Source organism: Demequina sp., from assembly GCF_047975725.1.
Lineage (GTDB): Bacteria > Actinomycetota > Actinomycetes > Actinomycetales > Demequinaceae > Demequina.
This window is the reverse complement of the sequence record NZ_JBKEED010000022.1, coordinates 1-12,906: the sequence shown is the minus strand read 5'-3', so window position 1 is coordinate 12,906 and position 12,906 is coordinate 1. Positions and strand designations below refer to the sequence as shown.

The following is a 12,906-nucleotide window of genomic DNA, read 5'->3' as shown; positions in this document are numbered from 1 at the left end:
GCGCGTTCGTTCATCATGGCACATTCTGTTTCATCTGGGAATGCGCTTGCCGTTCCAGTTTATGCGTGAGAGAGTAGGGTCCTGCGCTTGAAAGCGCATTCATTTCGTTCAACATGGCTTCGACGAGGAGGTCCCGGTGACCGTGTCGCCCATCTCGACTTCAGCACTGCACGAGGACCGGCTGCTGCCGTCCGCACCCGAGGAGCGCGCGATCGCCAGGGAGCTCTACGGCGTGACCAAGGACCTGCCACTCGTGTCGATGCACGGGCACGTCGACGCGGCCATGCTCGCGGCCAATCAGCCCTTCGGCGACCCCGCCTCGCTGCTTGTGATCCCGGACCACTACCTGGTGCGCATGCTCGTGTCGCAGGGCGTCCCCCACGACGCGCTCGGGGTGCCGCGCCGCGACGGCGGAACGGTCGAGACGGACCCGCGCGAGATCTGGCGCGCGTTCGCCACCCGCTGGAAGCTGTTCCGCGGCACGCCCACCCGCATCTGGATGGAGCACGTGCTGGAGTCGGTGCTCGGGGTGTCGTCGGCGTTGTCCGCCGACACGTCGGACGAGGTCTACGACGCCATCGCCGATCGCCTGACCCAGCCCGCCTACCGGCCGCTCGCGCTGCTGGACTCGCTGCGTATCGAGATCCTCGCCACGACCGACGCCGCGGGCGACCCGCTCGCATCCCACGCCGACCTCGCGTCCCGTGGTTACGGCGAACGGATCGTGCCCACCTTCAGGCCCGACGCCGTGGTCAACCTCGACCGCCCCGACTGGCTCGCGAGCGTGCAGGCCATGGGGCAGCAGGCGGGCATCGACATCGTCGACTACTCCTCCTACATCCAGGCCATCGAGTCGCGCCGCGCGGCGTTTGTCGCTGCGGGGGCCCGCGCCACGGACCACGGCCACCTGTACGCGGACACCGAGCCGCTCGACGCTGCGGAAGCCGACCGCCTGCTTCAGGCGGCGTTGCGTGGAGAGACCACCAGCGCATCGGCCCGGCGCTTTGCCGGCCACATGCTCACCGAAATGGCGCGCATGTCGTGCGAGGACGGCCTGGTGATGCAGTTGCACCCCGGCGTGCTGCGGGACTACGACCCGCGGGTGTTCGCCGAGCGTGGCGCGGACGTGGGCTACGACATCCCCATCCCGATCGACTACGCCCAGTCGCTACGGCCGCTGCTGACCCGCTACGGCCACGACCCGCGCCTGACCCTGGTGCTGTTCACGGTGGACGAGGACGTTTTCGGGAGGGAGTTGGCGCCGCTGGCCGGCGTGTTCCCCGCCGTGCGGCTGGGCGCCCCGTGGTGGTTCCTCGATACGCCCGATGCGATGCGCCGGTTCCGTGACACCGTCACCGACACGGCTGGTTTCTACAACACCTCCGGATTTGTGGACGACACCCGGGCGTACCTGTCGATCCCGGCTCGGCATGACGTGTCACGACGGGTGGACGCGGGGCACCTCGCGCGGCTGGTGGCCGAGCATCGGCTGTCTCTCGACGAGGCCATCGAGACCGCCGTCGACCTCGCCTACGAGATCCCGCGCGCGGTGTACCCGCGCCTCGACCACTGACCTTCGCTCGCCTTCATTCGATCCCCGAGAGGACTGTTCGTCGTGACCCAAGTGACTGACCAGAACCCCACCGCGCCGCCGCGCCACGAGCCCGCGGGAGGGCCCAGCCCTCTCGTGCTGCCCACCTTCGACGAGCCGGCCGCCGACCGCCCGCGCACCCGCTACGCGGTGGTGGGCACGGGGCACCGGGCGGGCATGTATGTGGACGCGATCACGGGGCCGCACGCGGACGTCGCCGAGATCGTGGCCTGGCTCGACCGCAACCCTGGGCGCATCGACTACTACGACGCGCTCGTGGGCGCCGCTCGCGGTGCGGACGGTGCGGACGGTGCAGACAGCGAAGGCGGGCCCGCGGGGCTGCCGCGTTACGACGCCGACGGCCTCGAGGAGATGATCGAGCAGCAGCGCGTCGACACCGTCATTGTGACGACCATCGACGCGACGCACGCGGAGGTGATCGACCGCGCCATGCGGGCCGGCGCCAACGTCGTGGTGGAAAAGCCACTGACCACCACGGCCGAGGGCTGCCGACGCATCACTACTGCAGTCGGCGAGACCGAGCGCGACCTCGTCATGACGTTCAACTACCGCTACGCGCCGCGCAACTCGACGCTGCGCGAGGTCATCGCGTCCGGGCGCATTGGCAAGGTCACGTCGGTGCACTTCGAATGGGCGCTCGACACCGTGCACGGCGCGGACTACTTCCGTCGCTGGCACCGCCAGAAGATCAACTCCGGCGGGCTCGTGATCCACAAGTCGTCGCACCACTTTGACCTGGTCAACTGGTGGTTGGGCGACGTCCCCTCGCGTGTGTATGCCCGTGGCGGCCTCAAGTTCTACGGCGCCGCCAACGCTGCCGAGCGCGGCCTGGGCGAGCGTCCCGAGCGCGGCACCGGCGCCGAGGGTGACCCCTTCGCACTCGACCTGCGCGACGACCCACGACTGGCCGCGCTGTACCTCGACGCCGAGCACCACGACGGCTACCTCCGTGACCGCGACGTGTTCGATGCCGACATCGATATCGAGGACAACCTCGCGCTGGTGGTTGATTACCGCGGCGGCGCGCTGCTGACGTACTCGCTCAACGCGCACGCGCCGTGGGAGGGCTACCGCGTGACCGTGAACGGCACGGAAGGCCGCGCCGAGCTCGAAGTCGTCGAGCGCGGCGCGGTGATCGCGGGCGCGGACGGCAAGGTCACTCTCGACCCGTCCGCCACCCCCGAGGGGCTCGCCGCCGACGCGCTGCGCCCCCATGGTGAGCGCCTGCTCGTGCAGCGCCACTGGGAGGCGCCCGTGGATCTCGAGATCCCCGCGGGGATTGGCGGTCACGGCGGCGGCGACGCGATCTTGCTCATGGAGGTCTTCCGCGGCGACCTACGCGTGGGTGAGGACCCGCTCCGCCGCGCGGCCGGCTACCGCGACGGCCTGCGCGCCGTCGCGGTAGGCATCGCGGCCAACCAATCCCTCGCCACGGGAGCGCCCGTGGACATCGACTCGCTTGACCTGGGAGAGGAACTCTGATGGCGACCCTTGACAACGGTGACGTGCTTGCCCAGCTGGGGACGCATCGGCTGGTTCCCGTTGTGGTGCTCGACGATGCGGGTGCTGCCGATGGCCTGGCCGGCGCCTTGGTCGCTGGCGGGCTGCCGGTCGCGGAGGTGACCTTCCGCACGGCGGCGGCCGCCGAGTCGATCCGCGTGATGGCGGCTCGCGGCGACGTGCTGGTGGGTGCCGGGACGGTGCTGACCGTCGCGCAGGTCGACGCGGCCGTGGACGCGGGAGCCTCGTACGTGGTCTCTCCCGGCCTGTCGCGCGCCGTGGTCGAGCGCTGCCAGGAGCGCGGGGTCGCGGTGCTGCCCGGCGCGGTGACGGCCTCTGAGGTGATGGCCGCGCTTGAACTGGGCGTGTCGACGGTGAAGTTCTTCCCTGCGGGCACCTCCGGTGGTGCGGCGGCGGTCAAGGCGCTCGCGGCCCCGTTTGGTGGGGTGTCGTTCGTGCCCACGGGCGGGATTGGCCCCGACAACCTGCACGAGTACTTGAGCATCTCCGCCGTGCACGCGGTGGGTGGCTCGTGGATGGTGCCGCGAGATCTGGTCGCGGCCGGCAAGTTCGATGAAGTCAGTGCGCTCGTGGCCCAGGCCGTGGCGCTACTAGCCAAGGAGGCTTGAGTTGTCCGTGCTGAGTGTGAAGTCCGCTGAGCAGTGCCGCTTCGACGCGGTGTCGCTGGGCGAGGTGATGTTGCGACTTGACCCCGGAGAGGGGCGTATCCGCACGGCGCGGTCGTTCACAGCCTGGGAGGGCGGCGGCGAGTACAACGTGTCGCGCGGCTTGGCGCGGGCGTTTGGCTACCGCACCGGCGTGGTGACCGCGCTCGCGGACAACGAGGTCGGCCACCTGGTCGAGAACCTGATCCTCGCAGGCGGGGTCGACACGTCCAACCTGGTGTGGAAGGACTACGACGGCATCGGCCGGTCGGTGCGCAACGGGCTGAACTTTACCGAGCGCGGCTTTGGCGTGCGCGGCGCGGTGGGGGTGTCCGACCGCGGCCACACCGCCGCCTCGCACTTGGCGGCCTCCGATGTGGACTTCGATCACCTGTTTGGCGAGCTCGGGGTGCGCTGGCTGCACACCGGCGGCATCTACGCCGCGCTGTCCGACACCGCAGCCGAGACGGTCATTGCTGCGGTGGAGGCAGCGCATCGGCACGGCACCGTCGTGTCCTACGACCTCAACTACCGCCCCTCGCTGTGGAAGGAGTTCGGCGGCAAGGACCGCGCGCAGGAGGTCAACCGGGCCATCGCGCCGCACGTGGACGTGATGATCGGCAACGAGGAGGACTTCACCGCCTCGCTGGGCTTCGAGGTGCCCGGCGTCTCGGAGGACCTGGCCGAACTGGACGTCGCAGGCTTCACGCAGATGATCGACGCCGCGGCGACGGCCTTCCCCAACTTCCAGGTGATCGCCACGACCATGCGCACCGTGCACACCGCCAGCATCAACGACTGGGGTGCCCTCGCGTGGTCCCAGGACACCGGAGTGGTGCGCGCGACCCAGCGTGACCGCCTGGAGATCCTGGACCGCGTGGGAGGCGGTGACTCCTTCGCGTCCGGCCTGATTCACGGGCTGCTGGAGGGTGAGACGCTCGAGCGTGCCGTCAACCTTGGTGCGGCCCACGGCGCGCTGGCCATGACCACCCCTGGAGACACGACCATGGCCACCAAGGCCGAGGTTCACAAGCTCGCCGCCGGAGGCGGCGCCCGCGTCGACCGCTGATACCCGGACGTCGCGACAGCACCACCGCGCCCGGCGAGTGAATGGATGCCACTCGCCGGGCGCGCTTGCGTCTGGGTGCACGCGCTGCGTGCTGGTGGGACATGAGTGCCACTTTTCGCCCGAATCTGACCCTCATGTCCCACTCCTGCGCAAGAGGGGGGGAGGGTGGGCAGGGCCGATGCGTCGGCTGGCCCCCGCACCGCTCGCCGCGGTCTGTTGCGTGCTGGTGGGACATGAGTGCCACTTTTTGCCCGAATCTGACCCTCATGTCCCACTCCCGCGCAAGAGGTGGCGGAGGGTGGGCAGGGCCGATGCGTCGGCTGGCCCCCGCACCGATCCCGCACCGATCCCGCACCGATCCCGCGCCGCTCGCCGCACCCACCTGCCTGACAAGCCAAATGGATCCATTTGACTGGTCAGGAGGGGGTTAGTCGCGCGGGACGAGCCTGCGCAGCTGAGTCACGTGTCCAGGGTTGAGCTCCGCGACGGAGGCGACGCCCAGGAGCTTCATGGTGCGCACGATCTCCGTCGACAGAATCTCGATGGCGCGGTCCACGCCCTCGCGCCCGCCAGCCATCAGGCCATAGAGGTAGGCGCGGCCCACGAGCGTGAAGTCCGCGCCCATGGCGAGCGCCGCGACCACATCGGCGCCGGACATGATGCCCGTGTCGAGGATGATCGTCGCGTCCGGTCCCAGCGCCGAGCGCACCGAGGGCAGCAGGTGGAACGGCACCGGGGCGCGGTCGAGTTGGCGGCCACCGTGGTTCGACAGCACGATGCCGTCGACGCCCACGTCCATGACCCGCTTGGCGTCCTCGACGGTCTGGATGCCCTTGACCACGACCTTGCCGGGCCACTGGTCGCGCACCCACGCGAGGTCGTCGAAGTCCACCGTGGGGTCAAACAAGGTGTCCAGCAGTTCGCCAATGGTCCCGTCCCAGGACGACAGCGACGCGAAGGCCAGTGGCTCGGTGGTGAGGAAGTTCCACCACCATTCGGGGCGCGGGATGGCGTTGAGCACGGTCGAAGGCGTCAACTGCGGCGGGATGGTGAAGCCGTTGTACGAGTCGCGCAAGCGTGCGCCGGCGACGGGAACGTCGACGGTCACCAGCAGGGTGTCGAAGCCGGCGTCGGCCGCGCGCGACACGAGCCCCATGGACTTGTCGCGGTCCTTCTGCATGTACAGCTGGAACCAGTTGCGTCCGTCGGGGTTGGCCTCGCGCACGCCTTCGGGGGACGTGGTGCCCACCGTCGACAGCGAAAACGGGATCCCGGCAGCGCCAGCCGCGGAGGCACCGGCGCGCTCACCCTCGGCGTGCATCATGCGAGTGAAGCCCGTGGGGGCGATGCCGAACGGCAACGCGGACGGCCCGCCAAGAATCGACACCGAGGTATCCACCGAGGACACGTCCCGCAAGATCGCCGGGTGGAACTCGATCTCCCGGAAGGCCCGGCGTGCCCGCCCGAGCGACAGTTCGAACTCAGCGGCGCCGTCGGTGTAGTCGAACGCGCCCTTGGGGGTGCGGCGCTTGGCGATCAGGCGCAGGTCCGCGATGCGGTGGGCCTTCGCCAGCCGGCGCGCCCGCCCATCCCACTCGAACCGCTTGAAACGCATGAGCGGTGCCAGGTCGGCGGGGCGCGGTACGCGTCGCTCCATTTTCATCGGTGTTCTCCCGAGGGCTGGTAGGTGATGACGTCCTGCGTGCGCGAGACCAGGTCCCGCAGGGATTCGATGCTCTGACCCGTCGCTCCGAGCGCGCGGGCCTGTACTAGCACGTTACCCAGTGCGGTGGCCTCGACGGGACCGGCCACGACGGGCAGCCCCGCGCGGTCGGCGGTCCGCTGGCACAGCAGCGAGTTGAGCGCGCCACCACCGACCACGTGAATGGTGTCGACCGCCTGGCCGGACAGGCGGGAGGCCTCCGCCACCGCATCGGCAAAGGCATGGGCAAGCGACTCGATGATGCAGCGCGTCATCTGCGCGGGCGAGGACGGCACGGGCAGGCCGCGTTCGCCGAGCCACGATCCGATCCGGGCGGGCATGTCGCCGGGGGCGGTGAACACGTCGTCGTTCGCGTCGAAGACGGGCACGGGCCCCTCGACCGCGGCGGCCTGCGCGAGCAACGTCGGCAGGTCGATCGCGGCCCCACCGCGCTCCCAGGCGCGGATCGACTCGCTCAGCAGCCACAGCCCCATGACGTTGTGCAAAAAGCGCGTGCGGCCGTCGACGCCGCCCTCGTTGGTGAAGTTCGCCTCGCGCGCGGCGTCGGACAGCACGGGCGTCGCGGTCTCGACGCCCACGAGCCCCCAGGTCCCGCACGAGATGTACGCGCCGCCCGTCTCCCGCATGGGCGCGGCCAGTACGGCCGATGCGGTGTCATGGCTTCCCACGGCCGTCACCGGGGTGCTGGCCGGCAGTCCGGTCGCGTGGGCGACCTCAGGCGACAGAGCGCCGATGCGCTCGCCGGGGCTCACGAGTGACGGCAGCAGGGAGGGGCTCAAGCCCAGCGCCTCGACGAGCGCGAGGTCCCATTCGCGGGTCGCGACGTCGAGCAGCCCGGTGGTCGAGGCGTTGGTGCGCTCAGCGACCTGCGCGCCGGTCAGGTAGTAGGCAAGCAGGTCGGGCACGAGCAGCAGTCGGTCGGCGGCCGCGAGCACCCCGGGGTCCTCCGCGGCGAGCTGGTAGGCCGTGTTGAACGCCAAGAACTGCAGCCCGTTGCGGGCGTACAGGCTTGGAAAGTTCACCTTCGCGTGCACGGCCTCGACGCCGCGCGCGGTGCGGGTATCGCGGTAGTGGAACGGCTCGCCCAGGGTGCGACCGTGGCGCAGCAGTGCGTAGTCCACGGCCCACGAGTCGATGCCGATTGATGCCAGTTCGACCCCCGCATCGGCCGCCGTGCGGAGCCCTCCGAGCGCTGCCCGGTACAGGGCCTGCACATCCCAGTGCAGGCCGTCGGGCAGTGCGACGGGTCCGTTGGGGAAGCGCGCGACCTGCTCGAGCGAGAGCGTGTCCGCGCCCACGCGCCCCACCATGACCCGGCCGCTCGTGGCGCCCAGGTCGATGGCGGAGACGGCGAGGCTCATCGCAGGAATGCCGCCGCCACGCCCGCGTCCACCGGCACGTGGAGGCCGGTCGTGTGGGTCATGTCGGGGCCCGTCAGGACGGCCGCGGCGTTGGCGACGTGCTCGGGGAGCACCTCGCGCTTCAGGATGGTGCGCTGGGCGTAGAACTGACCCAAGTCGTCTTCCTCGATTCCGTAGGTTTTGGCGCGGTTGGCTCCCCAGCCGCCGGCGAAGATGCCGGAGCCGCGGACCACGCCGTCAGGGTTGATGCCGTTCACCTTGATGCCGTACTCGCCCAGTTCGACGGCGAGCAGACGCACCTGGTGGGCCTGGTCCGCCTTGGTTGCGGAGTACGCGATGTTGTTCGGTCCCGCGAACACCGAGTTCTTGGAGGCGATGTACAGCACGTCGCCGCCCATGTCCTGGTCGATCATCACGCGCGCCGCGGCCTGCGAGACCAGGAACGATCCCTTGGCCATGACGTCGTGCTGGAGGTCCCAGTCGCGCTCGGTGGTCTCAAGCAGCGGCTTCGACAGCGACAGGCCGGCGTTGTTGACGATCAGGTCGACGCCGCCAAAGGCGAGGACGGCCTGGTCGACGGCCGCCGCGACGGCCGCGGCATTCGACACGTCGATCTGCACGCCCACGGCGACGTCGGCGCCGCCGAGTTCCGCCGCGGCAGCCTGGGCCTTGTCGAGGTCGAGGTCGGCGATGACGACGCACGCGCCCTCGGCGGCCAGGCGGGTCGCGATGGCCTTGCCGATGCCGGAGGCGGCTCCCGTCACGAACGCCATCCGTGTGGCGTGCGACTTGGGCGCGGGCATGCGCTGGAGCTTGGCCTCCTCAAGCGCCCAGTATTCGATGCGGAACTTCTCCGCGTCCGAGATGGGCCTGTAGGTGCTCAGCGACTCGGCGCCGCGCATCACGTTGATCGCGTTGAGATAGAACTCTCCTGCGACGCGCGCGGTCTGCTTGTTGGCCCCATAGGAGAACATGCCGACGCCGGGCACGAGCACGATGAGCGGGTCCGCGCCGCGGATCGCGGGCGACGATGCGTCGGCGTGGGCCTCGTAGTACGCCTGGTAGTCGGCGCGGTAGGCCTCGTGCAGCTCGCGCAGTCGGGCCTTCGCGTCGTCGATGGGGGCGTCGGCGGGAAGGTCGAGCACCATCGGCTTGACCTTGGTGCGCAAGAAGTGGTCGGGGCACGAGGTGCCCAGTGCCGCCAGGCGCGGGTGCTCGGCGCGGGCGAGGAAGTCCAGCACCGGCTCGGCGTCGCTGAAGTGGCCCACCATGGGGCGGTCGGTGCTCGCGAGCCCGCGGATGGTGGGAGCGAGAGCGGCCGCCTTGGCGCGGCGCTCCTCGGGAGCCAGCGCGCCGTAGCCGTCAAGTGCGGCGCCGAACGGTTCGGGACGCCCGTGGGCCTCGATGTAGGCCGCGGCGGTGTCGATGATGTGCTGCGAGCGCTCCTCGCACTCGGCGGAGGTATCGCCCCACGCCGTGATGCCGTGGCCGCCAAGGATGCAGCCGATCGCCTGCGGGTTGGCGTCCTTGATGGCCGCGAGGTCGAGGCCCAGCTGGAAGCCGGGGCGGCGCCACGGCACCCACACGACGGCGTCGCCAAAGATGGCGCGGGTGAGCTCCTCGCCGTCAGCGGCGGTCGCGATGGCGATGCCGGAATCGGGGTGCAGGTGGTCCACGTGGGCGGCGTCGACCAGGCCGTGCATGGCGGTGTCGATCGACGGCGCCGCGCCGCCCTTGCCATGCAGGCAGAAGTCGAAGGCCGCGACCATCTCGTCCTCGCGTTCCACGCCGGGGTACACGTCCACCAGGGCGCGCATGCGGTCAAGGCGCAGTGCCGCGAGGCCGCCTTCGGTGAGCGTCCCGAGGTCACCGCCCGATCCCTTGACCCACAGTAGCTCGGTGGCCTCGCCCGTGACGGGGTCGGTCTCGGTGCCCTTCGCGGAGGTGTTGCCGCCCGCGTAGTTGGTGTTCTTGGGGTGGGATCCCAGGCGGTTCGAACGCTGGATCAGGTCGGTGACGACGGGGTTCGTCATGACGGTCCTTTCGTGGAGGTGACGGGTCAGGCGCGTGCCGTAGCAGCGAGCCAGGTCAGGTAGGTGGTCAGGGTGCGGGCCGCGAACGGCTCGTGGGGTTGGTTGAGGTGGCCGTGGGTGGCGCCCAGCTCGTACGAGCACTCGACGGCCACGCCGGCCGCCTCGAGCTCGCGTGCCAGGTGCTCTCCGCTGGTACGAAGGTCGTCGCGCTCGGAGTTGACGATGACCGTGGGCGGCATGGCCGCAAGGTCGTGCCCGCCCGGCAGTGCGTACGGGTCGTCGAGCAGCGCGGGGTCGCCCACGTAGTGGAGGTTCATGCCGGCCACCGCGTGGGGGAAGAACCGGCGGTCGTCGGGAAGGTCCGCAACGGCCGATGCGACGGTGGCGTCGTGCTCGGGAAGCGCGGCATGGACGGTGGGGTAGGCGAGCATGAGGCCCGCTGGGCGCGGCGTTGGCGACGGCAGGGCCGATGCGCTGGCTGCGTCGCGACACAGATGCAGCGCCGCGCTCGCGGCCAGGCACGCGCCCGCGCTCGCCCCGCCGATCACGAGAGTGGCGGGGTCGACGCCCAGCGTCTCGGCCTGCGTGTGTAGCCATGCGAACGCGGTGCCCAGGTCGTCGTGGGCGGCGGGGAAGCGGCGCGCGGCCTCGAAAGTGGGGGCGGTCGACCAGTCGCCGCCGAACTCCACCAGGCGGTAGTCGACCGACAGGACCGTGTGGCCCGCCTCGGCCAAGGTGCGTGCGACATGGTCGCCCTCGGGCATGTCGAGGTCGCCGTGGACAAAGCCGCCGCCATGGGCCCAGACGATGCCGCGGGGGTTCACGATCACGCCCGAGCCAGCGGGCGCATCGGCCGTGCTGGGCCGGTACAGCCTCGCGGGGACGTCGTGGCGCGTCGCGGTGGTCTCCCACGGCAGGAATGACGACGGGAGGGTGAGGCTCTCGACGGAGATCATGACAGGCCAGCCGCCTGGAGTTGGGTCTCGAGGTGGAAGACCTCCGGCAACTGCGGGGCACCCTGATCGGGGCGGTCGCCGTCGAGCGAGACAAAGAACGGTGCCATGGTGGCCTCCCACTGCGCGGTGCGGGGGTCGGCGGCAAGTGCCGCGGCCGAAGCCGCGTCGTCGTCGGTTTCGTACACGCCTACGAGCAGTCCGTCGGGGCGTAAGAACAGGCTGTAGTCGCGCCGACCGGCGTCGCGGATGGCCTCAAGCATCGGGGGCCAGACGGCCCGATGCGCCTCGACGTACTCGTCCAGACGCTCCGGGTCCACCTGAAGCGTGAAGCACACGCGTGCCATGGGTTACGCGCCCCAACCCGCCTGAGTGCCGCCCACGCGCTCCTCGGAGATACGGGCAAGATAACCCGACTCCGCGAAGGCCGCCATGGGGTCAGCGGGCAGGCCGCGGGAGACGCGCCAGTCGGCGAGGTCGCCGCGCACGTCCGTGTAGAAGGCGTCCATGAGGATCCCGTGGGCGCCCAGCACGTCGCCGGCGACCTGCGCGGCGGTGAGCGCCTCGCGGTCCACGAGCAGCGCGCGAGCGGTCATCTCTTGGACGTTCAACACTGAGCGCATCTGGCCGGGGATCTTGGCCTCGATGTTGTGGCACTGATCGAGCATGAAGGCGGTGTCGCCGTCCTTGCCGTAGCCGCCACCGCGGATGACCTCGACGATGATGCGGAACAACTGGAACGGGTCCGCAGCGCCCACGATCAGGTCGTCGTCGGCGTAGTTGCGCGAGTTGAAGTCGAACGAGCCGAGCTTGCCCAGGCGCAGGAGCTGCATGACGATGAACTCGATGTTGGTGCTCGGGGCGTGGTGGCCGGTGTCGAGGCACACCGTGGCGCGGTCGCCGAGGGCCGCCACCTGCGCGTAGCTGGTACCCCAGTCGGGCACGTCCATGTGATAGAACGCCGGCTCGAAGATCTTGTATTCGAGGACCAGGCGCTGGTGCTCGCCGATGCGGGCGTAAATCTCCTGGAGCGCCTCGTGCATGCGGTCCTGGCGGCCGCGCATGTCGTCCTGTCCCGCGTAGTTGGTGCCGTCGGCGAGCCAGATCTTCAGGTCGCGCGAGCCGGTGGCATCCATGATGTCGATGCACTCGAGGTGGTGATCGATGGCCTTGCGGCGAATGCGGTCGTCACGGTGGGCGAGGGAGCCGAGCTTGTAGTCGGCGTCCTGGAAGGTGTTGGAGTTGATGGTGCCGAGCGCGACGCCGTGGTCTTTGGCGTGGGTCGCGAGCTGGCTGTAGTCGTCGACCTTGTCCCACGGGATGTGGAGCGCGACGGTGGGGGCGAGTCCGGTGAACCTGTGCACCTGGGCGGCGTCGGCAACCTTTTCGTACGGATCGCGCGGGGTGCCGGGCGTGGTGAACACCCGGAAGCGGGTGCCGGAGTTGCCGAAGGCCCACGAGGGCAGCTCGATGGCCTGCTCCTCAAGGCGGTGCGCGATGCTCGCGAAGTCCGTCATGACGTCGTTGTCCTTAGCCGGTGGGGTGGAAGTGCGGGGCTATCGGTCCCGACACGTCCGCTATGAATCGTTTCAACTCTGCCGAGACTAGGTCTCGCGTATCGGGTTGTCAAGGCCGGCCGCGGCAGTGCGCTGGGCTGCGCATGGGGCCATCGTGGCATAGTTGGGAAGCGCTTTCCAGGGGCGCGCCAGGAGAGGCGCCGCAGCGCATCGGCGCAGGTGTGTCACGATTCAACGCATGAACGACGACGGAGGGACCGGGGCATGGCGGTGAGCGTGCGCGAGGTTGCGCGGCTGGCGGGAGTGTCCGTCGGCACCGTCTCCAACGTCCTGAACCGGCCCGACCAGGTCAAGGACGCCACGGTGGAACGCGTGCGCGAGGCGATCGCGGAGCTGGGGTACGTCCCCAACGCCGCCGCGCGCCAACTCCGCGCTGGCCAGTCCACCACCGTGGCGCTCGTGGTCCTGGATGT

11 protein-coding genes are annotated in these 12,906 nt (G+C 70.0%); 5 read left to right on the top strand and 6 right to left on the bottom strand.

Features of this window, described 5'->3' with window-relative positions; all coding sequences use genetic code 11:
• Positions 1–136: 136 nt before the first annotated feature.
• Genes uxaC through ACK5NO_RS08475 form a run of 4 tightly spaced genes read left to right on the top strand, consistent with a single transcriptional unit; the run spans position 137 to position 4,846 of the window.
• Positions 137–1,573, top strand: coding sequence for a glucuronate isomerase (gene uxaC / locus ACK5NO_RS08490; protein WP_416812233.1), 1,437 nt, complete (start codon positions 137–139; stop codon positions 1,571–1,573).
• Between the two features lie 51 nt (positions 1,574–1,624).
• The gene (locus ACK5NO_RS08485; protein ID WP_416812273.1) at positions 1,625–3,094 is read left to right on the top strand and encodes a Gfo/Idh/MocA family protein; all 1,470 of its coding nucleotides are present in this window, start codon (positions 1,625–1,627) and stop codon (positions 3,092–3,094) included.
• Positions 3,094–3,741, top strand: a complete 648-nt coding sequence (gene eda, locus ACK5NO_RS08480) for a bifunctional 4-hydroxy-2-oxoglutarate aldolase/2-dehydro-3-deoxy-phosphogluconate aldolase (protein ID WP_416812232.1) — start codon at positions 3,094–3,096, stop codon at positions 3,739–3,741. Before ACK5NO_RS08485 ends, eda begins: the two co-directional genes overlap by 1 nt.
• A 1-nt stretch (position 3,742) precedes the next feature.
• Complete coding sequence (locus ACK5NO_RS08475) at positions 3,743–4,846, top strand: sugar kinase (RefSeq protein WP_416812231.1); 1,104 nt, start codon at positions 3,743–3,745, stop codon at positions 4,844–4,846.
• Between the two features lie 427 nt (positions 4,847–5,273).
• On the opposite strand, the gene ACK5NO_RS08470 is transcribed toward ACK5NO_RS08475, so the two are convergent.
• Genes ACK5NO_RS08470 through rhaI form a run of 6 tightly spaced genes read right to left on the bottom strand, consistent with a single transcriptional unit; the run spans position 5,274 to position 12,433 of the window.
• Positions 5,274–6,503: an alpha-hydroxy acid oxidase gene (locus ACK5NO_RS08470; protein ID WP_416812230.1), complete on the bottom strand. Its 1,230-nt coding sequence runs from the start codon at positions 6,501–6,503 to the stop codon at positions 5,274–5,276.
• A 2-nt stretch (positions 6,504–6,505) separates the two neighbouring features.
• A complete protein-coding gene (locus tag ACK5NO_RS08465) occupies positions 6,506–7,930 on the bottom strand; it encodes a rhamnulokinase (protein ID WP_416812229.1) in 1,425 nt (474 codons plus the stop codon).
• Positions 7,927–9,963, bottom strand: coding sequence for a bifunctional aldolase/short-chain dehydrogenase (locus tag ACK5NO_RS08460; RefSeq protein ID WP_416812228.1), 2,037 nt, complete (start codon positions 9,961–9,963; stop codon positions 7,927–7,929). The genes ACK5NO_RS08465 and ACK5NO_RS08460 overlap by 4 nt, the downstream gene beginning before the upstream one ends.
• Positions 9,964–9,989: 26 nt before the next feature.
• On the bottom strand, positions 9,990–10,919 hold the full coding sequence (locus ACK5NO_RS08455) for an alpha/beta hydrolase fold domain-containing protein (RefSeq protein WP_416812227.1): 930 nt from the start codon (positions 10,917–10,919) through the stop codon (positions 9,990–9,992).
• The gene (locus tag ACK5NO_RS08450; RefSeq protein ID WP_416812226.1) at positions 10,916–11,263 is read right to left on the bottom strand and encodes an L-rhamnose mutarotase; all 348 of its coding nucleotides are present in this window, start codon (positions 11,261–11,263) and stop codon (positions 10,916–10,918) included. Before ACK5NO_RS08450 ends, ACK5NO_RS08455 begins: the two co-directional genes overlap by 4 nt.
• 3 nt (positions 11,264–11,266) lie before the next feature.
• Positions 11,267–12,433: an L-rhamnose isomerase gene (rhaI, locus tag ACK5NO_RS08445; protein ID WP_416812225.1), complete on the bottom strand. Its 1,167-nt coding sequence runs from the start codon at positions 12,431–12,433 to the stop codon at positions 11,267–11,269.
• Positions 12,434–12,697: 264 nt separating this feature from the next.
• On the opposite strand from rhaI, the gene ACK5NO_RS08440 reads away from it, so the two are divergent.
• Positions 12,698–12,906, top strand: a 209-nt coding sequence (locus ACK5NO_RS08440; RefSeq protein ID WP_416812224.1) for a LacI family DNA-binding transcriptional regulator, incomplete at its 3' end; no start/stop codon positions are given.

Excerpts from the sequence above, each read along its gene's own strand:
- eda (WP_416812232.1), top strand. The coding sequence starts at position 3,094 with ATGGCGACCCTTGACAACGGTGACGTGCTTGCCCAGCTGGGGACGCAT.
- ACK5NO_RS08470 (WP_416812230.1), bottom strand. The coding sequence starts at position 6,503 with ATGGAGCGACGCGTACCGCGCCCCGCCGACCTGGCACCGCTCATGCGT.
- ACK5NO_RS08465 (WP_416812229.1), bottom strand. The coding sequence starts at position 7,930 with ATGAGCCTCGCCGTCTCCGCCATCGACCTGGGCGCCACGAGCGGCCGG.
- ACK5NO_RS08460 (WP_416812228.1), bottom strand. The coding sequence starts at position 9,963 with ATGACGAACCCCGTCGTCACCGACCTGATCCAGCGTTCGAACCGCCTG.
- ACK5NO_RS08455 (WP_416812227.1), bottom strand. The coding sequence starts at position 10,919 with ATGATCTCCGTCGAGAGCCTCACCCTCCCGTCGTCATTCCTGCCGTGG.
- ACK5NO_RS08450 (WP_416812226.1), bottom strand. The coding sequence starts at position 11,263 with ATGGCACGCGTGTGCTTCACGCTTCAGGTGGACCCGGAGCGTCTGGAC.
- rhaI (WP_416812225.1), bottom strand. The coding sequence starts at position 12,433 with ATGACGGACTTCGCGAGCATCGCGCACCGCCTTGAGGAGCAGGCCATC.